The organism is Vibrio sp. ER1A (assembly GCF_000733315.1).
In the GTDB taxonomy this organism is placed as follows: domain Bacteria; phylum Pseudomonadota; class Gammaproteobacteria; order Enterobacterales; family Vibrionaceae; genus Vibrio; species Vibrio mediterranei.
The window spans coordinates 1,734,252-1,756,770 of the sequence record NZ_JPJA01000086.1 but is presented as its reverse complement, the minus strand read 5'-3'; the positions used below and the strand labels follow the sequence as shown (position 1 = coordinate 1,756,770).

General features: G+C 44.8%; 14 protein-coding genes. 5 read left to right on the top strand and 9 right to left on the bottom strand.

The features are described from left to right. Positions 1-52 precede the first annotated feature (52 nt). The 6 genes from HW45_RS14660 to HW45_RS14635 are packed head-to-tail and all read right to left on the bottom strand — an operon-like array spanning position 53 to position 5,325. Positions 53-715, bottom strand: a complete 663-nt coding sequence (locus tag HW45_RS14660) for an HAD family hydrolase (RefSeq protein WP_038227640.1) — start codon at positions 713-715, stop codon at positions 53-55. After that, positions 708-1,736, bottom strand: coding sequence for an ABC transporter ATP-binding protein (locus tag HW45_RS14655; RefSeq protein ID WP_038227638.1), 1,029 nt, complete (start codon positions 1,734-1,736; stop codon positions 708-710). Before HW45_RS14655 ends, HW45_RS14660 begins: the two co-directional genes overlap by 8 nt. After that, positions 1,733-2,539, bottom strand: coding sequence for an ABC transporter permease (locus HW45_RS14650; protein ID WP_038227636.1), 807 nt, complete (start codon positions 2,537-2,539; stop codon positions 1,733-1,735). The genes HW45_RS14655 and HW45_RS14650 overlap by 4 nt, the downstream gene beginning before the upstream one ends. Next, the gene (locus tag HW45_RS14645; protein WP_038227635.1) at positions 2,526-3,419 is read right to left on the bottom strand and encodes an ABC transporter permease; all 894 of its coding nucleotides are present in this window, start codon (positions 3,417-3,419) and stop codon (positions 2,526-2,528) included. The genes HW45_RS14650 and HW45_RS14645 overlap by 14 nt, the downstream gene beginning before the upstream one ends. After that, a complete protein-coding gene (locus HW45_RS14640) occupies positions 3,416-4,222 on the bottom strand; it encodes an alkaline phosphatase family protein (RefSeq protein WP_038227634.1) in 807 nt (268 codons plus the stop codon). Before HW45_RS14640 ends, HW45_RS14645 begins: the two co-directional genes overlap by 4 nt. Before the next feature lie 26 nt (positions 4,223-4,248). Beyond that, the gene (locus HW45_RS14635; protein WP_038227633.1) at positions 4,249-5,325 is read right to left on the bottom strand and encodes an ABC transporter substrate-binding protein; all 1,077 of its coding nucleotides are present in this window, start codon (positions 5,323-5,325) and stop codon (positions 4,249-4,251) included. A gap of 223 nt (positions 5,326-5,548) precedes the next feature. Here HW45_RS14635 and HW45_RS14630 point away from each other — a divergent pair, with 223 nt between their 5' ends. Continuing rightward, complete coding sequence (locus HW45_RS14630) at positions 5,549-6,265, top strand: UTRA domain-containing protein (protein ID WP_038227826.1); 717 nt, start codon at positions 5,549-5,551, stop codon at positions 6,263-6,265. Here HW45_RS14630 and HW45_RS14625 read toward each other — a convergent pair whose 3' ends face one another. Together HW45_RS14625 and pdxH are read right to left on the bottom strand one after the other, a co-directional pair. Next, positions 6,266-7,066: a helix-turn-helix domain-containing protein gene (locus HW45_RS14625; RefSeq protein WP_096443736.1), complete on the bottom strand. Its 801-nt coding sequence runs from the start codon at positions 7,064-7,066 to the stop codon at positions 6,266-6,268. A 279-nt stretch (positions 7,067-7,345) separates the two neighbouring features. Continuing rightward, complete coding sequence (gene pdxH / locus HW45_RS14620) at positions 7,346-7,984, bottom strand: pyridoxamine 5'-phosphate oxidase (protein WP_006069701.1); 639 nt, start codon at positions 7,982-7,984, stop codon at positions 7,346-7,348. Between the two features lie 357 nt (positions 7,985-8,341). Here pdxH and HW45_RS14615 point away from each other — a divergent pair, with 357 nt between their 5' ends. The 4 genes from HW45_RS14615 to HW45_RS14600 are packed head-to-tail and all read left to right on the top strand — an operon-like array spanning position 8,342 to position 14,499. Further along, positions 8,342-9,733, top strand: coding sequence for an HlyD family type I secretion periplasmic adaptor subunit (locus HW45_RS14615; protein ID WP_038227631.1), 1,392 nt, complete (start codon positions 8,342-8,344; stop codon positions 9,731-9,733). Positions 9,734-9,793: 60 nt separating this feature from the next. Then, entirely contained in the window at positions 9,794-10,453 is a 660-nt protein-coding gene (locus HW45_RS14610) for a transglutaminase-like cysteine peptidase (protein WP_038227825.1), read from the top strand. 6 nt (positions 10,454-10,459) lie between these two features. Continuing rightward, the gene (locus HW45_RS14605; protein WP_038227630.1) at positions 10,460-12,370 is read left to right on the top strand and encodes a bifunctional diguanylate cyclase/phosphodiesterase; all 1,911 of its coding nucleotides are present in this window, start codon (positions 10,460-10,462) and stop codon (positions 12,368-12,370) included. 14 nt (positions 12,371-12,384) lie between these two features. Next, the gene (locus HW45_RS14600; protein WP_006069705.1) at positions 12,385-14,499 is read left to right on the top strand and encodes a type I secretion system permease/ATPase; all 2,115 of its coding nucleotides are present in this window, start codon (positions 12,385-12,387) and stop codon (positions 14,497-14,499) included. 112 nt (positions 14,500-14,611) lie between these two features. Here the strand turns inward: HW45_RS14600 and HW45_RS14595 are convergent. Continuing rightward, positions 14,612-22,519 (bottom strand): VCBS domain-containing protein (locus HW45_RS14595; RefSeq protein ID WP_038227629.1); only part of this gene is annotated, 7,908 nt, incomplete at its 5' end.

The following is a 22,519-nucleotide window of genomic DNA, read 5'->3' as shown; positions in this document are numbered from 1 at the left end:
CCGCTATTGGCTTAGATAGCAGCGGCGGATTTCTAGTATCAAGGCAGGGGCACTATAGTGACCACTTGAGTTGCTTCCATCCTTGCTTTTCACCTAATGCTTTTAGTGCTGGACATGGATTAACCAAATAAGCGTAATCAGCAAACTCGCACAAAGGTCGATCGTTAATGGAGTCGGTATAAAAATGAATCTCGGTATAGCTGTTATCTTGCGCAGATAACCATTGCGCGAGTTTTGCCACTTTGCCCTCTCGATAGGTCGCAATGCCTTTTATCTTGGAGGTGAAACTGTTCTGTTTGAGTTCTAAATCAATACCCATCGCTACATCAATCTCAAGACGCTTAGCTATCGCTTCAACTAAAAAGCTAACGGAGGCCGAAATAATAATAGTTTGGATATCGTCACGCTTTAGATCTGCAAGCAAAGTCTGCGCTTGTGGAAAGAGGCGGGACAGGATTTTTTCATCGATGCACTGTTCTACCCATTGCTGTACTCTCTCAGTAGGAACGTGGGTCAACGGTGCAATAGAAAACTCGAGGTAATCTTCCATATCCATCTTCCCTTCCGCATACAACGCCATTAGCCGTTTATCTTGGTCAAGGAAATCAGGTTGCATGGCAATGCCTTGCTCTACCAAAAACTCATTCCAAAGCACGGCGCAGTCAGCATCAAACAAGGTTTCATCCATGTCGAATACATATAGAGGTTTAGACATTTTCGGCTCTCACAGGTTGAATTTCGTTAAGGTTAAATAGCAGTTCTAATTGGCTGCCTGTTGCGAGTAATCGCTCCGAAGAACGGTTAAGAAGATCCACCGTCAACTCACAGTCATCAATGTCGACTTGATAGCGAATAACATTACCAAGTAACTGATGGTTTTTAATCACGCCCGTTCGCGGCGCAGAGATATGGCTAGCGTACTCGCGTCCTTGTTCTTTGACATAAATCGACTCCGGACGAATTGCGACTTTCGAGTTCACGTCCATATCAAATAACGATTTTGCTTTATCTGCTGCCACCAAATTGTAATGCCCCATAAAGCCTGCCACGAACTCATTTACCGGATGGGTATAGATGGCTTCGGGTGCACCTTGCTGAACAATCTCGCCCTTATTCATCAAGAAAATCCGGTCTGACATAATCATCGCTTCCTCTTGATCATGAGTGACAAAGATAGTGGTCAGATTAAGCTCTTTTTGAATAGAACGAATTTGTTGCCTAAGGCTCTTACGAATTTTGGCATCCAACGCAGACAGAGGTTCATCCAACAAGAGAATTCTTGGTTTGACCACCAGAGCACGAGCCAATGCCACGCGCTGTCTTTGACCGCCTGAAAGCTGATGTGGATAGTGGTTTTCTTTACCCTGCAGTTCCACCAGCTCGACGACGTTTGCAACTTCACGCTGTATTTCGGCTTTACCCAAACTTTGCATCTTAAGTCCAAAAGCGATATTGCCCGCCACCGTCATATTCGGAAACAGGGCATAGGACTGAAACACCATGCCGATACCACGTTGCTGAGGCGCGGCATGGGTAATATCTACTCCATCGACAACGATCTGCCCACCTTCGACTGGATTCAGACCTGCTAGACTGCGTAGCAATGTCGACTTACCACAACCGCTGGGGCCAAGTAGGGTAATGAACTCACCTTTCTGGATGGTAAATTCGATGTCTTCAAACACCGTGTTGCTGCCAAATCGTTTGGTAAGATGATTGACGGATACGTAACTCATGATTTGCCCTTCTGTTGATTACTGCTAAAACGGCTGGCAAGCCATGTCAGTAGGAAGATAAAGAAAAAGTAAGTCATCACTAATGCCGAAGTGAAGTGACCACTGGTTTGACGCATGTTGTAAAGATAGATCTGTAGTGTTTCGTAGCGAGTTCCCACCAAAATATTGGCGAACACAAACTCACCGAGTAAAAACGAGAACGATAGAAATAACGACGCCAGCAATCCTTTCTTCAAATTCGGAACGATGATCAAGAGAAATGCTTTTGTGGTGCTCGCTCCAAGCAGATGCGCAGCGTCCATCAAATCGTTGAGGTTAATGGCCTCAAAGCTGTTCGAGATTGCTCTGTACATAAAAGGCAGTGCGATGGTGAAATAGGTTCCGATAAGGATCCATGGAGTTCCAACCAAAGGAATAGCGCTATCGGCATAGATCTGAAGCAAACCTACCGATGACACTACTGGAGGTACCGCAAATGGCAGCAAAATCAGTACATTCATTAGTTTGTCGAGCTTTGGAAAGTAGTAAAACACCACAAAGATCGCTGGAAGGATTAATACCACGCTAAGTGCAAGTGCCGCAAAGCACACCAGTAATGAACGCCCAAAGGCGGCGAGAAAGCGAGAATCCGTTAGTAGCTGAACATACCAATTTAAGGTAAATCCATCTGGTAATATGGTCGCCCCCCAACTTGACGACAACGAGTAAACTAAAGTAGCGACGATTGGAATCAGCATGATACCAACAATTCCGTAGACAACGGTTTTGTGATAGTAAACGCTCACATTGCTATTTCGATGCATGATAACTCCTCGACAATAGCCACTGATTGATGATGGTGATAAAGGCTAGAATGGCCATGAGAATCACCGAGATTGCTGCAGCAAGGTTCGGTTCTAAGAACAAGTCTCCAGACACCAAACTCGCAATTCGTACCGTAATTACGTTGTAGTTACCGGTTGTTAGTGCATAGACGCTCGCATACGCGCCCATGGCATTGGCGATCAGAATAATGAAGGTGCCAAGTAGAGCTGGTGATAACACCGGAAGGGCTATTTGAGTCCAATATTGATGCGTTTTGGCACCGAGCAACGCAGATGCCGACTGCCAATCATCTTGCAGCGCATCAAAAGCAGGATAGAGCAACAACACGCCAAGCGGGATCTGGAAATAGATATAAATAACCAGTAATCCCCACTTGCCATACAAGTTGAAACCTTCAATCAACCCATACTGCTTCAGCAGTAGCGTGACGGCACCGTTAACCCCTAAAATAATAATGAACGCAAATGCCAACGGCACACCGGCGAAGTTGCTGCTCATATTGGTAAAAGCAATCACACCATCACGAAGCTTGCTGTCCACTCGGCGCAGTGATGACACCAACAATGCTGCGATAGCCAACCCTATGACACTCGACCAAATCGATAGCCAAATACTGTTGCTAAAAGCCTGCATCATAAAACTCGAGTCGAAGACCTCTGAATAGTTCTCAAACGAAAACACGCCATCATATTGAAAACTATTGAAGAAGACCCAAGCCATAGGAGCAAGCTGAAACAGGTAGAAAAACAGCACAAATGGCGCCAGCCAAAGTACAGGCTTGAACTTGTTCCACAGTGATTGTTTTCTGCTTATTCGCTGCTCATCTGGACAAGCAGGTGTTAATGCTGCGCCACTCATAATGCAATCAATTCCGGTGAGTAAGGCTTGCGATGTTCCAGCCCAAGCAACTGACAACAGATGCCACAAAGCTCCGTTTGCTTCACATCCGTTGCGGCATGGGTAAACTGCTCACCAATAACAAACAACGGCACTTCGCGCTCTTCAGGCAAAATACCACCATGCGACAAGTCATTATTCATACCGTGGTCACTAGTGATCATCACTTGATAGCCCGCTTCCACCCACGTCGTAAGGTAGTTAGATAGGAAAATATCGGCGGCTCTCGCACTGTTTCGATACTGCCTAGAGTCGAGACCATGCTTATGCCCAGTATTGTCGATATTCATAGGATGTATCAGCAAAAAGTCGGGGTGATATTTCTGCCTCAAGGATTCGGCATCAAGGAACAGGGCTTCATCAGGATAATGATCCCAATGATAGAAACGACCATATTGAATGTTCAACGATTCATCGTCAGTGAATCTATCGCGCACTGCATCATAAGGCGCACGGTTGTATAGTTCACTAACCCAATGATAAGCCGCGGCCGCGGTCACTTTACCCTGAGATTTCGCCAAGCTGAATACCGATTCTTGATTCGACAAGCGAACGATTTCATTGTTTACGATGCCACTTATGACAGGAGGAACTCCGGTCAAAATGCACTCATAGAGTGGTCTGGACATAGAAGGGAGTTCGCATTGAATGGGATACAACGTCGCTTTTTGTTGCTCGATTAAGCCATTCAAGTAGCCCATGCAATCACGGGCTACTTGATAATTGAGACCATCGAGGACAACAAGGATAACCCTATTGCTCATACTTACCTCTGTATAAAAGTCTCAAATTACTGTTGGTGAATCAGTACGTTTTCTTGCCACTGGCGAGGCAGGCGACGCGCTGACTTTTCCCAAGCTTTAAAGTCTGTGACAGGATGAACGTTACCGTATTGGTCGTTGGCAATCAGTTTAGCTTGTACTGATTCAGGCAACTTAACGTTGGAACGAATTGGACGCGCATAACCTTCAGCTAGGTTGATCTGCCCTCGGTCACTAAAGATGTGTTCACGAGCTAATTTTGCAGCGTTAGGGTTTTTCGCATACTTGTTGATAATCGTGGTGTAACCGGAGATAACCGAGCCATCTTGCGGGATATTGACGCTAAAGCGTGAGCGGTCAATTTGGTCACGATAATTAAGCGCATTGAAATCCCAAAGGATTGCCACTTCTACTTCACCTTTCTCAAGGTTGGCAATGCTAGGGTCAGTAAATGATAGACGCCCTTGCTTGGCAAGCTTAGAGAAAAACTCAATCGCTGGGCCAAGGTTAGACTCATCGCCACCATTAGCGAAAGCCGCCGCCAATACGGCATTATTAGCCTGCGCTGCCACACCCACATCGCCGACCGTCACTTTGTAGTCGCCCTCAAGAAGGTCTTGCCACGTTTTTGGGGCATCTTTGACCAAGTTGTTGTTTGAGATAAACGCGATAGTCCCTGTATACGCCAGTGCCCAGTGGCCGTCTTTATCTTTGGCCCAATCAGGAATCTCGTCCCATGTGGTAGGCTTATACGGTTGCGTTACGCCCTTTTGAACCGCCACTCGAGCGAATGCAAAGCCGACATCGCCAATATCTGCTGTCGCATTTTTCTTTTCAGCTTCAAACTTAGCAATTTCCTGTGCCGAGCTCATATCCGTATCTTGGTGCTTAAGTCCATAATCAGACTTAAGGTCATTCCAAGTATCTTTCCAGTTTGCCCAACTATCAGGCATACCCACACTGTAAACCGCACCTTCCTGCTTCGCCGCTTCTGTAAGAGCAGTGACGCTATCGTTAGCAAAAGCAGTGGAAGAAATCGCAGTGGCAATAAGTATCACAGCACTGAGTTTTGCAGTGATACTTGCACGGTTAAGCAAAGTTTTCATTATCTCTATCCTTCTGGACTAGGTCAGTAAGTTCACTTTTTATGCTATTTGGGGAATGTGACAATTTATGTGCCTGTATTTGACGTTTTTATTGAGGTTAGATGGCAGTTATACGTCAAATTTATTAAAGCCAGTGACTGATAAGTCAGTTTCTGTTGTCATGAAACTGTTACTCGCCTGTCGTATCTTGTTCATGCCGATGAATCATGGACTAGATCACTCAATGCCAATCCAAACAACACAGCTCAGTAGAATAAAGACGACTATTCGAGAACAAATCCAAAGTAATATCATGATTGCAGGCCAGAAACTGCCATCCGAACGAGACCTTAGCGACCTGTTTTCTACTACGCGTATTACCATTAAAGATGCGCTGACTTCACTAGAAACTGAAGGATTGATTTATCGAGAGGAACGTCGAGGTTGGTTTGTCTCTCCAGAACGTATTCGCTATAACCCATTGTCGCGCAGTCACTTTCATCAGATGATCCGCGAACAGCACCGTATCGCCGAAACTAAGCTAGTCAGTGTAAGAAGTGAAATGGCGAGCGGAATGTACGCCAAGGCATTGGCCGTAGATACCATTACACCCATCCATATTATTGAACGCTTAAGGTATATCGATGGTCGGGTCGTGCTGTTTGTAGAGAACTGCCTGATCGCTGCCCTGTTCCCAAAGATACTGGAAGAGAACCTGACACTATCGCTCACTAAGTGCTACCAAGAGAAATACCAATTCCATACCCAACGTTCACACTTCGACGTCATCCCTACGTCCGCTCCAAGTCATGTGGCACAAGCCCTTAACTTGGTGGAGGGACAACCCGTTGTCAAAATTTGCCGCGTGAACTTTAACCAATATGGGGTATTAATGGATTGTGAGTTTGAGTATTGGCGACCAGATGCCATGATGATTTGTATTGATAGCGAGTCGCAATGATCAAGAGAAGCGCTTTCGATATTGCGAAGGAGAAACACCTTGTAAACGTGAAAAGGCATGCGTAAAAGTGCTTTGTCCTGAAAAGCCTGTTAACTCAGCGACTTGACCAAGGTTTAAGTTGCCTTGCTCAATTAAGCGTTTTGCGGCATCGACACGTTTGTTCAATACATATTGATGAGGAGTAATACCGATTTGCTCTTTAAATAGCATATGAAATTGGCTTTCGCCTAAAAATACACTTCCAGCTAATTGAGCCACAGAGATCTTATGACACAGGTGCTGTTCAATGTAACGATCGATCTGTTCAAGATCGAATCGTGAGTCACGAAGTGATGTTTTAAGATCCGAGATATGGCGTTGCAATAATGCTACGACCGTGTCATTGCATGCACGACTTAACAGCAAATCATCAGGGCTGCTTTTCATTTCCGCCACTAACATTTGTATCAGCTTTTGAATTTGGATATCCAACTGAAAATAAGTCTTGGATTGAGATAACTCGTTGATTCGTTGAAGAAGTATCGGATCGTCATTGTTAGGGAGAGGCATATTCAACACGAGAATATCAGGCTGATCAATCACACCTCCGAAAGCATGATCAAGGCCTGACGTCACCACGCACCCTTGCCCCGGGCCGACGAGGTTACCCACACCACCTACATCAAACTCAGATTTCCCCTTCAACCCAATCACAACTTGGGTATATTGGTGCTCGTGTGAGTCCATATGAGAGGGTAACCGAACGATTTCTGCTGGTTTTGGGGAAGCATGATCAAGGATGTCATTGTTTCGTGTCACCATGTTTCCGGCCATCTTGTAAAATGAGATTCGATCCGCCGAGTATACCCATTTCAATAGCAATTGGAAAAAGTAATCGCCACCAAGCTTGTGATAACGGGCACGGAGTGATGATTTTGTATCCCGCTTAGAACTGCGAAAAAGGATCCTTACTTGATCAAGCTTCCGGAACCATGATCATGAAGCGATAAGTTACGGTGGTTGTAATTTGTGCGATATCGATGATTGATACATAAAAAAGCTGCGAAAACCGCAGCTTAGAAACAATATTTGCGCCAATGGTTACGGAGCGAGTCGTTCTGCATCCCATTGACCTTGACCGTCTTTACTAAACAAGAAGCGATCATGAAGTCGGTGTTCACCACCTTGCCAGAATTCAATCGATTCAGGGCGAATGCGATAGCCACCCCAGAATGAAGGTACCGGAATTTCACCTTTAGCAAATTTCTGCTTTAGCTCTAGGAACTTACCTTCAAGTACGCCACGAGTTGAAATACGACTACTTTGCTTACTAGCGATAGCAGCAAGTTGGCTTTCTTTGGGGCGAGAGGTGAAATACTTCATGTTTTCCATCGCCGTCAATTTCTCAGCGACACCCGTGATATGCACTTGTCGTTCTAATGGATGCCAAGGAAAGTGTAAGCTTACTTTACTGTTGTGCTCAATGTGTTGAGCTTTACGACTACCTAAATTGGTGTAAAAAACGAAACCTTCACTGTCCACATTTTTCAGTAACACGATGCGTTGAAACGGCATTCCGCGTTCATCAACCGTCGCCACTGTCATTGCCGTAGGATCGGTCAATTTAGCGTCGACCGCTTGTTGCAACCAAAGATTAAATTGAACAATAGGATCGCTATTCAAGTCCTTTCGACGCAACCCCCCTTGAGAGTACTCTCGGCGGATATCTTCAATTCCCATAACCACTCCTCACGTTTTTCTTGAATTCTGCGCTCTAAACTACGAGAAAACAACCCGCTAACGGTATCTTATTATCGATTTTTGAATCCAATCTCCTAGTTTGTATTCGAGCTTATGACACACGCAGCCATATCAGACAAATTTTCGATAATTCATTACTTTATAAACAAGAATCCACTGCTAAACTTCTAAATACGTTGAAAACATACCGATAGATGTAATTCTTGAAATATTAGATTGTTGATAAATATGCAGGACAGATCGACTCTTTGTTGTTGAAAAGGTTACATTTCATTAACGATGGTAATAAAATCATATTATTAGATAAATCCTAGCCATCTGGATTCCGAGTTGAACATGGATAAAAAAGAATACAAAAAGGTCTCTGACGCTGAACTCGACTACATCGATGACAAAACCGCGGCCTTACTCCTTAATACCCCCACCAGTGCTCGGATTATGCTGTGGGTAATGGTGCTCTTTTTTATTAGTGCGGCAGTGTGGGCATCTTGGGCTGAAATAGACAAAGTGACGGTCGGGCAAGGCAAAGTCATTCCTTCATCACAAGTACAAGTGATCCAGAACCTCGAAGGTGGCCTTGTTAAAGAGATTTTGGTGAGAGAAGGTGACACGGTCAAGAAAGGTCAGCAGCTCCTGCTTATTGACGATACGCGTTTCCGCTCAGATTACCGCGAACGAGAGCAACAAGTTCTCAATTTGACCGCCAACGTGTTACAACTCTCAGCCTCCTTAACCAGTGTGGTCATCAATGAAGATGTCAAAGATAAAGAATGGAAAAAATCGGTGACCCTGGATTTCAACAAACTCGCTTTCCCACCTACTTTTGAAGAAGAAAACAAAGCTCTCGTTTCCAGACAACGCGCTGAATACCGTCAGGACCTCAACAAGCTACGCAATGAGCTCTCCGTTATTGATCAACAAGTTCATCAAAAACAACAAGATCTGATAGAAATCCAAGCGCGAGTCCATAACCTCAGAGAAGGCTATAACCTTGCACGTGATGAACTAAATATCACCAAGCCTCTTGCCGATGAAGGTGTTGTTCCTAAAGTCGAATTATTAAAGCTTCAGCGTCAGGTCAATGACACTCGACGTGAGTTAACTTCCACAGAACTGAAAGTCCCAGCTTTAAAATCTGCTATTCAAGAGTCCATGCTAAGCCGCATTGATATTGCACAGAAGTTCCGTTCAGAACAGCAAGAAAAGCTCAATCAAGCTCAAGATAAGCTCTCTTCTATGACTGAGTCAGCCGTAGGGTTGGAAGATCGTGTGAACCGTACTGTTGTGGTCTCTCCTGTTAACGGCACCGTTAAGACACTGAACGTCAATACTGTAGGCGGCGTTATTCAACCTGGAATGGATATCGTAGAGATAGTTCCAACGGAAGACACTTTGTTAGTGGAAGCCAAAATAGCACCACAGGATATTGCTTTCCTAAGACCCGATCTTCATGCCATCGTCAAGTTCAGTGCGTATGACTTCACCAAATACGGTGGATTGGATGGCACCTTGGAACATATCAGTGCTGATACGACCCAAGACGAAGAAGGAAATAGCTTCTATATCGTAAGAGTAAGAACCGACAAAACCAATTTTGGACACGATGAGCAGTTACCGATCATCCCTGGTATGACAGCGTCCGTGGACATTATTACAGGCAAGAGAACGGTTCTGGATTATCTACTCAAGCCAATACTAAGTGCGCAAAACAACGCACTGAAAGAATAAAGGAATGTAGTGTTACGGATTGAGCGGACAGGAAGTCTGCAAACTAAGTTCAAAACCGCACTGTTGGTATGCGGGGTAATCACAGCTATTTCTTTGGCTGGATATAGTGACGCCTATACCAAGCAAGAGCAACGTTGGATAAGCACCGTAGCAAAAACATATGGACCTCGAGCCGGTAAACGAGTCGAAACTTGGCGCACTGTTATCGAAGATTTACAGGGTAAATCAGAGAAAGAGCAACTTGCTGGAGTGAATCAGTTTTTCAATCAGCTCAACTTTGTCGACGACATACATTTATGGGGTAAGAAAGACTATTGGGCCACACCACTTGAATTTTTGGGCAGTAATGCAGGGGATTGTGAAGATTTTACTATTGCTAAGTACTTCTCGCTGCTTGAGCTCGGTATTTCAGACAAAAAACTGAGGCTTGTGTACGTCAAAGCCATCGAATTGAACCAATTTCACATGGTACTCGCCTACTACGAGACACCGCGTTCACAGCCTCTGATTTTGGATAACCTGATTGGTGAGATCAAACCCGCTTCTAAGCGAGGCGATTTGCTACCGATCTACAGCTTTAATGGTCGCAACTTGTGGACCATGAAAACAACCCAGGGCAAATTAGCCGGAAAGTCGTCGAGACTGAAATTATGGAATGATTTGCGAAGCCGAGAGCGTTCATTGACGTTAAGGAAACCTAAGGTAAATTACGACGAGTAAACAATTATGACACTATACAGACAGCTAGTGGTCGGCATGATAGCAGTATTCATTATGCTATTGACGTCGGTGTTTATCATCGAGTTCAACACGACTAAAAACTTCCTAGAGCAGCAACAACGCTCAGAGGTAAACAACACGATTAACACCGTGGGGTTGGCCTTAGCACCTTACTTGAAGACACAAGACAAGGTTGCGGTTGAATCTGTGATTAATGCGCTATTTGATGGCAGTACTTATTCGACAGTAAAACTCGTTTTCCTAGAGACCGATGAAGAGATTGTCCGCAGCTATCCAATCAAACCCAACGGAGTACCAGATTGGTTTACCAACCTGAACCTATTTACGCCCATTCATGATTCCCGCGTGGTTACTAGCGGTTGGTTGCAATTGGCTGAAGTAGAAATCATCAGTCATCCCGGTGAAGCTTACGCTCAGCTTTGGCAAGCGTTTGAGCGCCTTGCTGGAGCATTCGTTGTTATCTTTACCTTAGGTTTGTTATCTATAGCCTTTATCCTGAGACGAGCTCTCACGCCACTTAGAGCTATCGTAACCAAAATGGAACAGGTAGCGAATAAGCAATTTGGTGAACCTTTGCTTCGCCCCAATACGAAAGACTTGATCGCCGTCGTTGATGGTATAAATAGCATGTCCGCGCATGTTGAAGAGTCGTTCAAACAACAAGCGAAAGAAGCACAGAAGCTCCGTGAACGCGCTTATATGGATCCAGTATCTCAACTTGGTAACCGCGCCTTCTTTATGGGCCAGTTAAATCAATGGCTTTCAGAGTCTTCGTTAGGCGGTGTGGCTATCTTACACGCTGAGTTCATTAAACAAACCTACAAAGCTGATGGCTACGAGGCTGGCGATGGATTAGTAAGAGAGCTGTCTGATCTCTTATCGATGACCATCAATATTCCAAACACCGTCATTGCCCGTATATCAACCGACGAGTTCGGTTTTGTATTCCCGAACATTGATGAAAGCGAATTGAAGTTCGCGGCAAATAGCATCATTACTTGTATTCAAGATCTAAACGCCGACCCTACAGGTCTGAGCAAGGCTAACGCATCGCTAGGCGTTGTCTTTAACGAAGAGCGTAAAAACTCAACACAAATGCTCTCAGTGCTTGATAACGCACTGACCAAAGCGAAATCTAATCCGGAAATCGATTATGGTTATATCTCTAGTGAGCACACTGGCGTCATCATGGGTAAACAGCAATGGCGTTCACTGGTAGAAGAAGCGATCAGCGACGATGCAGTCACCTTTAGATTCCAAGCAGCAAACAGCAGTGGTGGTGAGACGTATCACCGAGAGGTGTTCTCTGCCATCGAAATGAATGGCGAACGCTATACAGCCAATCAATACCTACTTGCTCTAGAGCAGCTTGATGCCAGCCATATCTTTGATGAGCACGTTATCATGTCGGTGATTAACAAGCTTGAGCGAGAAGAAATGTCCGATTCAATGGCAATTAACATCACCCCAACTAGTATCGCTCAACCAAGCTTCATTCGCTGGATTAGCCAAGTGCTCGCCAAGCATCGTGACATTAACGACAAACTACACTTTGAGATCCCAGAAAGCTGCTTTATCAATAATCCGCACCATACTGCGCTCTTCTGTAACGCTATTCGCAATGAAGGTGCCAAGTTCGGTGTGGATAACTATGGTCGGAACTTCCAATCACTGGAGTATCTCAACGAGTTCAGACCAGATTATGTGAAACTGGATTATCTCTATACCCACCAGCTTGACGATGAAAAACAGAAATTTACGCTAACATCGATTTCGAGAACGGCGCACAATTTGGGTATTAAAACTATTGCCTCACGAGTGGAAACACAAACTCAGCTCGACTTCTTGTCTGAGCACTTTGTGGATGTATTCCAAGGCTTTATCGTGGACAAATAATAGGTGCAGAATCCATGAAGGATCCGTTACTAAACTCGCTTATCTATATCAGCCGATACTACGGCTTAGCCAATTCCCCAGAAGCATTGGTGAACGGCTTACCCCTATCGGAAGGTAAGCTCACACCATTCTTACTTCCTCGTTCAGCCGAGCGCGCTGGATTGGTAGCGAAGGAGAATCGCTCTGATATAGATAAAATCCCAAGCATCGTATTTCCTGTGATACTGCTGTTGAAAGGTGGCGATGCTTGCGTACTAAACAGTATTGATTCCGATGCCAATGAAGCAGAAGTGATTACGCTTGAGTCCGGCATGGTCCCCATTTCCGTCCCGCTCGAGGATTTGAAAGAACAATTCACTGGCCGCTACTTCTTGGTCAAGAAGCAGTTTCGCTATGACGAGCGCTCACCGGAAGTCCTAAAAACTCGTGATGGCCACTGGTTCTGGGGCACTCTGTGGGAATCGAAACGCATCTACCGTGATGTGCTCATTGCCTCGCTATTGATCAATATATTTGCTGTAGCCGCACCACTGTTCACTCGTCTTGTATATGACAAAGTGGTGCCTAACCTAGCATTTGAAACACTATGGGTACTGGCGGCAGGGATATTTATTGTCTTCGGATTCGATTTAGTACTTAAGCTTATGCGTAGCTACTTTATTGATGTTGCTGGGAAAAAATCGGATATCCTGATTTCCTCTAAGCTATTTAGCAAGGTTATGGGCATCAGAATGGAATCACGTCCTCCTTCTGTCGGTGCCTTTGCGCGTCACTTACAAGAATTTGAATCAATTCGTGAATTCTTTACCTCTGCAACGATTGCTTCGTTAATCGACTTGCCGTTTGCATTGCTATTTTTGGTGCTTATTTGGCTCATGGCGGGCAATCTGGTCATTATCCCAATCATCGGTGTGTTGATATTAATCATCTACTCGATGTTGATACAAGGACCGCTGCGTAAAACGATTGAAGAAGGTTCACGCCTAGCTTCTCAAAAGTACGCCAACCTTATTGAAAGTTTAGCTGGCCTAGAAACCGTAAAAATCTTCGGTGCACAGAGCCAATATCAGTATCGTTGGGAAGAAGCTGTGGCCCACATGGCGAACTGGAACATCAAAAGTAAGCGCATTACGGATGGGATTCAAAACACCGCAGGATTTGTTCAGCAATCTTCCAATATCGGAATGATCATTCTTGGTGTGTATCTTATTGCAGAGGGTGAGCTCACGATGGGTGGCCTGATTGCTGCAACCATGCTAAGTAGCCGTGCTATTGGCCCTTTGGTGCAGCTTTCATTGCTTTCTACACGATACAATCAAGCAAAGTCGTCGATGACCATCATTGAACAAGTAATGGCAATGCCCGACGAGCAAGAGGAAGGAAAGCGCTATATTCATCGCCCAATCATCCACGGCAAAATCGAATTGGATCGCGTGACCTTTCACTACCCTGATTCTCCAATGGCGTCCATTCGAGATCTGAGCCTTACTATTGAACCTGGTGAAAAGGTCGCGATTATTGGACGTATTGGCTCAGGTAAAACTACGCTAGAGCGCCTCATAATGGGCCTGTATCAGCCTACAGAGGGTCACGTGCGTATTGATGAGACAGACATCGCTCAATTGCATCACGTGGATGTACGACGCAATATAGGCTGTGTGCCGCAAGATTGTGCTCTGTTCTATGGCTCTATTCGCGACAACATTACGCTAGGGCGACCATTGGTCGACGACCGTGATGTTATGGATGCAGCAAACCGTGCAGGGGTGACCGTATTCACTCAGCAAGATCCTGCTGGTCTTGAGCGTCAGGTTGGTGAAGGTGGTCTGCTGTTATCCGGTGGTCAACGTCAAGCCGTTGCTATTGCACGAGCATTTTTAGCGCGTCCACCTATTTTAATTATGGATGAACCGACAAGTTCAATGGATAACCGTTCCGAACTGCATATCAAGACACAGTTAAAACAGCTTAAGGAATCCGAGACGCTGATTTTAATCACTCATAAAACATCGATGCTAGATGTTGTAGACAGAGTCATCGTCATGGAGAAAGGGGCAATTATTGCTGATGGTCCTAAGGTGCAGGTGTTGAGTGATTTGAGGCAAGGTAAAGTTCGCGCTGCAAGTTAAAACCAAACTATGTCTCCTCGTCCTCAATGTGTAAACTCATTTCAGACGACACAACAGAAACACAAAGGCCGCAGCGATTAAGCTGCGGCCTTTTTGTCGCTATGCACTTAGATTAAGTGTCATGAATAATGATAATATTGCTCAACTGTTGAACATCCAATTCAGACAATCCAGTTACACCCTCAAGTTCAATGGTGACACTCTTATCGCCCTTGGTGACATTAACCAAGGTGCTCGTATTATCATCGTTTTCAGTGAGTGTAATCTTGTCTCCGCCGACGGCGACATTATCTAACAGAGCTTCTAATGATGTATTACTATCTTCAAATACCTCTGACAAGTCGATAACGTCGCGGTTTCCTTCCACTTGAGAGAAATCAGTAATCACATCATGACTGCCGTCTAAGTCACCTTCGCTCCATTTGAAGGTGTCATCTCCAAGACCACCAGTTAATACATCATTACCAAGTCCACCGGATAGAACATCGTCACCATCCGTACCATGGATAACTGTGACGCCACTGCCTCCCTGGACTGCATAATCGACTTCTTCAGACTCGTCCACATTACCATTTGGCATGATATTGACGTTAACGGTTGCCGTTTCTAGGCTTGGAAGTCCATCTGAATCGATAGCTCTATAATCAAATTGATCCGCTACCTCACCATCGGTAACTTTCACGCTTTGAAGCACAAAACCAGCGTCTTTGCCCTCTGCGTTAAATGGCATAATGCGCATTTCATCAAATGGTATATCCGATGCTACCTCAATAATTGCTTGATGGTCGACGATAATGCCGTTATCCATCACGATTGGATTATCATCTAATAAAACACCACCAGCATATAGGTAAACAAAGACTTGAGCCGCACCATTACCGTTAGCCGCAGCACTAAATTGTCCAGTTAAGCTTCCTACGCCGACAAGAGCTCTTGTCATCATGCCTACCGTAAATTTAATGGACATAAATTCACTTTGTTTGGCTTCAGTTTCTTTCCCCTGACCTCGCTCATCATCACGCTTAGTGTAGAAACCAGATTGCTTAGCTGCCCCTGCACTATCAAAAGCTATCTCTTCCATTTCAACGCCAAGATGAGGTTTGTCACCATCGTATGTTCCTCCGGTCACAACGATGTCATTACCAAACGGCTCATCTCCTTGAGGATTATAGCCCAGCGCTGAAACGTCAAAACCAACTTCTAGGTCGTAAAATATATCGACACTATCTTCCACCACATCGCCAACGTCTAAGTCAAAACGCTCACCAGAATTACTCAGGAAATAAAGTTGACCATACTCGGGCTCATCAGTGATTTCCACAAGAGTTGCTTTTGTATTACTGGCATCATCTTCACTATCCGTAGCAAAGTCTGAAAAGTTGAGTGGAATAGTGTCATCCGGCGCAAAAAACTCAAAGTCTATGACTTCAGGAGGTGTATTTGGCGCAGACGGCTCTGGGTTATCTAATACGATAAGGTTCATCGATTCCGAGACAACCTCATCTACCGGAGAATAGGTAGCATCCAGTTCAGAGGCTATCGCTTTGATTGTAATAGGATAGGTTCCAACATCAGCCACTTTAATCTGCAGATCATTCAGGTCACTCCAATCAGATATATCGACTTCTCCAGAAGATCCTATGATCGAAGTTTGAATACCATTGGTGACAACAGCGCCTTGTGGAAGCCCTTGAATCAGTAAAGTCAGTACTTCTGAACCATCGGCATCATTTAGACTGGCAGAAATATCGCTAATATCAATGAAGGTGTCCTCGTAGCCTACATTGCTTCGTGTCGAAAGCACTATATTATCAAGCAATGCCCCATAGCTATTCTGCTCAGGCGACTCAAAAACAACTCGATAATTAGAGCTATCCGGAGTCTGGAAAAACAGCGGTTCATCTTCAGACCAGTCTCTAACCACCAAACTATGCTCTTCTCCGCTACCGTAGGAACGCAATGTTTCAACTTCAACCCAAGCACCTTCTGAGTTCTCTTTTTCAAGCTTAATATCCATCGGCGAATCACTGCGTCTAGCCGCGGCATCAAAGTTTAACTCGTAGAATTGTCCTGGAGTTCCAGCAAAGCTAGTAAATAAAGAATCTTGTTGGCCACTACGCCCTTCTATTTCAAAGATCTGGTTTTGCTCACCATTCCCTAGATAAACGCCTTCTTTACCGACTTCACCTCTATTGGTAATAACGCCCCAATCACCACTATTTAAGTCATCAGGAGTATCCACACTGAGTTGCGCACCACTAATATTGCCTTTCCAACTGCTATTACCCAGATTGACATTTTCAAAATTGATTGCAGAAACAATGTTCTCGCCGGTCACAATTAATGTTGGGGTATCTGTTATTGGTCGGACAGTAACCGCCAAATCATGCTGCTCTACCACATTATCATCTGCATCACGACCGGACACCGACAAAGTGAAATCGACATCGCTATCTTGTGGTGGCTTAATGGATAAATTCGCTAATTGTGATGGCAGAATATTTGCCGCATTGTTGGTCACGACTATCTCATCAGTACCTGAGAATAAGGTTGCTCCCTCAGGAATACCACTAATCACAACTTCTGTTGCATCACTGTTTGCGGGCAATTGTATATCCAACGCAATCTTGTTGTCTTCGTCACCAATCGCGGCGGCAACAACCAGGTCAGCGATCGCAGTAAAGTTAATGGTTGAAACTGCGGTATTTGATGGTTGCATTGCATCATCAAATGTCGTGATTTCAATGACTCTATCCTCATCATCCGGAGATTGTGAGGAGTTGGAGAATTCAATTAGCTGAATAGCAGCCTCATAATCGGCAGGTGTTGCTTCTCCGCTCAGAGTAATTTTAATTGCACCAGAATCGAGTGCTTCTGTTGTATAACTAATCCCGCTAAGTAGAGGGTTAGTCGCACCATCAATTCCAAAATTGTCACCCGCTTTTGGATTGGTAAAGACAATTTCGGCCTCATGGATGACATTCTTCTCGTCAAAAATGGTGATGTCACTATCGACAACCTCAATAGCACTATCACCTTCTTGGTAATTCGTATCGAAGCCTATACCGTCAGCACTTAAGTCAAGATCGAGCGTTGGTGGCATATTATTTTCACGCTCATCAACGATGGTAACGATAGATTCAGGACTTTCACCTTCATCGGAGTCAACTGCTTTGTATTTAAAACTGTCGTTCAGGGCAGTTTCTAGATAGCGTAACTCCCAGTTACCTCGGCCATCAGTACCAACGCTTACTCCCGCAATTAAGACTCCTTCTTCGACATCGCCTAAATCATCAATTGAGAAGCTCAGCTCATGGAATAAAACGTCATTTCCTGACGTATCTTTTTGTACATCAGGTGTGTAATTGACGGTATCGCCATTACTGAGTGTGACCTTAATCGTAACAGCCGATTCGTTTTGGCCACCTAAGCCACTATAGAAATAGCCTCCCATGCCATCTAAGCCAAGGGTGACGTGTGTGGCTGGACGATCCGCAAAGTTGATAGATAACCACTCACCTTCATTAATACCTTGGCCGCCACCAATACCTAAACCATGACCAACATGATTATCTTGGACATCACCTCGATACTGAGTGAGATTGCCTTTGTTACTGTTAATGGTGATATTGTCTGTGCTGCCGTCACTGTTAGAGAGCTCTAATACTCGATTCTTACCATCGACTTCAGTACCCCAATTGTAAAACTCATCTTGAGTGCTTTCCATATCACTTGATGTTGGTACTACTTTGGTACCAAGGATAAAGCCTTGAGCATCTGAATCAGGCTCATAGGTTATCTTAGTTGGATCAAACGTATCACCGTTGGCGACATTTGTTTGAGTGATTACCTCACCATCATGATAGAGAGTACCGCCAATCGGAAGCTCCGTGATCGCAACTAGAACCTGTTCAGAATTTATGTCATCTTCAATATCCGAAATATGGTCATCGCCGTCTCCAGAATCTACACCATCAACGGCAGCTCTCGTAGTATCAAATACGACAGCTGTAACATCATTATCAGTAATGCTGAAACTAAAGCTTTCTGATTCTGGTCCGTCATTGATAGGAACGACATTAATCGTTGAAATTGCAGTGTTTGATTCGATATTTTGGTCATCGAACACCTTGATTTCTATCTGTCTCGGAATCGCACTTGGATCTTCACTATCATTACTAAACTCAACCCACTTCAATGCAGCCTCATAATCTGAAGCACTGCCCGTGCCACTTATCACAATAGTATCGGAGCCTAATGCATGAGTGATTGTCAAACCTGAAGCAAGTACCGCCGCAGCTGCGAGTGCAATTGAGTCACCAGACTGAGCGTTGGTAAGGGTAATTTCAGCTCTAGTTATCACATCGATATCATCTGTGACAGTGACGTCTTGGTCAACAATGACAACAGGATCATCACCTTCACTAAAGGTTGTAGCGTAACCCGTACCATCACTTGCATTAGTCGGACGCAGGGTGACGACTAGATCATTAAAGTCTTTATCACTCTCATCGTACGCAATATCTTCAACACGGATTTCCAGTGCACCATCATCAACTCCAGAAACCGTAAATTGATACTGAACACTATCTTCTGTTGATAAGTAGACAGGCTTACTTGGTATCTGGCCGTTTACCAACAAGTCGCCTTGAGCATTAAAACTGAGTACTGCATCATCTGGGGTTTGATTTGCACCATTGGCAATAAGGAAAAATTCCAGCCCTTCCTTAGAATCCAGTTCAGCTAATAACTGATCATTGGCAAGTCCCGCATTAGTATCATGTATTAACACTACAGGGTCGGTTGGATTACCTTGTGAGTCGGTGTAAAAATAACCAAACACATTAGAGTAACCCGCTCTTTCACTCTCAAAAACAATCTCGTAATCTTCGCCATTTAAGTCAATGGTAGGGGCTAAATTATCATTATCACCACCAGACTGCCCGCCTAGTTGCCCATCATCAGAAATAGTGGCACCAGCAGACACGCCTACGTTACCGTTAACTGTCAGACCAGCTGGCTCAGTCACTTTTAACGTAAAGTTCTCATCTTGCTCATAGACATCGTTATCTTGGATACCTACTTGGATATTGACGGAGGTAACACCAGCTGGAATGGTAATCTCGCCATTAACAATCTGTAGTGGAACATTGGTCGTCCCATCGTTATAGCTCGCCGTCGTAGTAGTAAAGTCATCATCATCGGTATCAACATCGAGTCGATCGAGCGCTACCGTGAGGTCGACATCAGAAGGATTACTTAAAGACAGAGTGAACGGAACACTTCCCGCATCTTCGCTCACTTCCCCACCACCACTCAATGAGAGTGTGATTGGATCGTTATCTTGAATATCTCCAGTCACAGTTTGACCGTCGACTACCAGAGTAAAGCCTTCGTCACCCTCATAACGATTATCATCGATTGTCGGCAACGTAATTGTAAAGTCAGAAACGTTAGCAGGAACTTCAAGCTCTCCGGTCACCTCGTTGTAAGTGACCCCATTGCTGAAGGTCATAGTCGATGGGTCAACATCATTAGCTGAAGCCTCATCGCCATTAGCGCCAAACTCAATGTCAAAGAAAGTCTTCACATTGGTAGAACCGTCCAGAATCACGTTATAGGAGAAGCTATCCCCTTCTTCAACACTAGCCGTACCTATCTCAAACCCGCTGACTGAAATCGGTCCAGGGTTGACCAGAACATTCACTGTTGCAGTGTCAAAGCCACCTTTATCGTCGGTAATTTGGTACTGGAACTCAGTGCGACCCGCAAAGCCTTCAGGCAAATCGAAAATGACATTACCACCTTCAATACGCGCATCACCTTGCGTCTCACCGAACACGTAAGTGATACGAATATCATCACCATCCACGGCATCGTCGTTAGATAAAAGCTCTGAAAGCGGAATGACGACAGGTTCATCATGGTCAAAGACATAAGCGCCCGCACCGACCACTTCAATGCCCTGAAGGAAATAATCAGAAGAGTCAGTGCCACGTGCAGGGCCACCGGTGAAATCAACGGACTCAAATACCAATTTGTCGTAGGCAAAGCCGCCCGTTTCAATATCAAACGTGCCTTTATTACCTGACTCATTATGGAAATAATCACTGGCAACCAGAGTATCGCCCAAATAAGCACTCCACTTACCTTGTTCATGACTGCCTGCCCCGCCCTCGTTAGCGAACAAGTTGGTTACAGAAAAAGCCCCATCTACAGCTGGCTCTTTGAGCGTAATAATGAGCTGCTCAGACTCTTCTTCATTTCGGTTATATTGAATTTGAGATTCAGGGCCACCGTTGGTAGTGCCGTCAGGAATACCAATACGGTCAGTACCGTCGATATTGTAGTTAACAGTTTGGCCATCATATTTCGCCTGAATGCTGTCAACCATATCCCAACCTTGATCGCCCGCTCCCATATCACCTTGAACAAGGCTATAAGACTCTGGATCATCTATCGCATCTGGTGCTAGGTTGGTACGTTGATCATCGATAGTCACTGTTGATTCATCACTATATGCGCCATCAGAATCAAGTGCTTTATAATCAAAGGAGTCTTCTAAATTCGTCTCTAGGTATCTTAGTTCCCAGTTTCCATTACCTTCAGTTCCAACCGTGACACCATATATTTGTAACCCTTCAGCGCCAGAAAGATCATCGATTGATATCGTAATGTCTAAATCAAGATCGCTATTACCAGACGTCGTCTTTTGAATCGGATCTAGAACTCTCGTTGAACCATCGCTTAAGGTAACGGTAACTAGTACTGATGACTCGTTGGCATTGTTGAGATTTTCATCAAAATAGCCACCTAGACCATCTAGCCCTAATGTCACTGAAGTGGCTGGTCTCTCGGAGAAATCAATCGAAATAGTCTCTCCCTCATTGATGCCTTGTCCACCACCGACACCAAGGCCAAATCCAACGTGGTTAGCGTCTCCCCGGTACTGAGTGAGATCCCCACCAATTGAGGTAATCCTGATCGAGTCATCACCCAAAGTTAAAATGCGCTCTCCAGGATTATTACCGGGAGACCCCCAGTTTAAGAAATCGGTTTGCGAACTGGCTTCGCTGTCCAACCCTTGCGAATCTTTAACACCTAAAACAAAGCCTTGAGCACTTTCATCAGGTAGATAGGAAATATTATCTGGATTAAACGGTGTGCCGTTAGCCCCTCCTTCGACATGGAGGTCAGCTTCAACAATCGCTCGAGTTTCACCGTTTTCAGTGTAGAGAAGTGTACCGCCTAAAGGCAGCTCAGTGATTACAACTGACAGTGACTTTCCATCCGTGGTACTACGATCATCTTCATAGTCGGAGATATGGTCGGTTCCATCACCCTCAATAGAACCTTCTCCAGTATCAAAAATAACTGGAATCGCATCATCTCCGGAGAGTGTAATTGAGAAGTCTTCGGAGTCAGGTCTATCATTGGTACCGTTGATAGTAATTGTTACCACTTCAGTGTCAGTTGCTCCCCACTCATCTTCAACGATGACGTCAAAGGTAATTGGCAATGTCTCACCTTGAGCTAGCTTCTGAACGGCGTCTGATTCGTTATCTAAAACAAATTTCCACTCCCCCGTTTTTGGGTCAGTGATAACGAACTGACCGTACTGTGAGGTACCATCAGCAACTGAGAAAGTGAGGTCGTGCCCAGTATCTACATCATTAGCCACTATGGTCCCCGTTGCTTCAGGTGACCCTACATTGATGCCACCAGACTCAGTAACTGCCCCCGTAAGGTCGCTTTCGTCTTCGTCAATTACTGGTGCATCGTTGCTGCCTTTGACAACAATTCGAATCGTCTGCTCAACACTAGCACCATGTTCATCTTCCACGACTACCGTGTATTCAAGACGTTTCTTCTCACCTTCTGCCAACGCATCGGTCGCAGGCAGATCATCCTTCAGCTCATAACGCCAGTCACCGGTTTCTTCATCAACACTGAATGTGCCGTAAGTGGTGTCTGCTGGCTCTTTGAGTGTAAAGCTTAGCTCCGCTCCATTATCGACATC

What these genes read in the sequence shown, in the direction of transcription:
- HW45_RS14635 (WP_038227633.1), bottom strand. Translation starts at nt 5,325, where the DNA reads ATGAAAACTTTGCTTAACCGTGCAAGTATCACTGCAAAACTCAGTGCT.
- HW45_RS14645 (WP_038227635.1), bottom strand. Translation starts at nt 3,419, where the DNA reads ATGAGTGGCGCAGCATTAACACCTGCTTGTCCAGATGAGCAGCGAATA.
- HW45_RS14650 (WP_038227636.1), bottom strand. Translation starts at nt 2,539, where the DNA reads ATGCATCGAAATAGCAATGTGAGCGTTTACTATCACAAAACCGTTGTC.
- HW45_RS14660 (WP_038227640.1), bottom strand. Translation starts at nt 715, where the DNA reads ATGTCTAAACCTCTATATGTATTCGACATGGATGAAACCTTGTTTGAT.
- HW45_RS14630 (WP_038227826.1), top strand. Translation starts at nt 5,549, where the DNA reads ATGCCAATCCAAACAACACAGCTCAGTAGAATAAAGACGACTATTCGA.
- pdxH (WP_006069701.1), bottom strand. Translation starts at nt 7,984, where the DNA reads ATGGGAATTGAAGATATCCGCCGAGAGTACTCTCAAGGGGGGTTGCGT.
- HW45_RS14625 (WP_096443736.1), bottom strand. Translation starts at nt 7,066, where the DNA reads ATGGTGACACGAAACAATGACATCCTTGATCATGCTTCCCCAAAACCA.
- HW45_RS14605 (WP_038227630.1), top strand. Translation starts at nt 10,460, where the DNA reads ATGACACTATACAGACAGCTAGTGGTCGGCATGATAGCAGTATTCATT.
- HW45_RS14600 (WP_006069705.1), top strand. Translation starts at nt 12,385, where the DNA reads ATGAAGGATCCGTTACTAAACTCGCTTATCTATATCAGCCGATACTAC.
- HW45_RS14655 (WP_038227638.1), bottom strand. Translation starts at nt 1,736, where the DNA reads ATGAGTTACGTATCCGTCAATCATCTTACCAAACGATTTGGCAGCAAC.
- HW45_RS14615 (WP_038227631.1), top strand. Translation starts at nt 8,342, where the DNA reads ATGGATAAAAAAGAATACAAAAAGGTCTCTGACGCTGAACTCGACTAC.
- HW45_RS14640 (WP_038227634.1), bottom strand. Translation starts at nt 4,222, where the DNA reads ATGAGCAATAGGGTTATCCTTGTTGTCCTCGATGGTCTCAATTATCAA.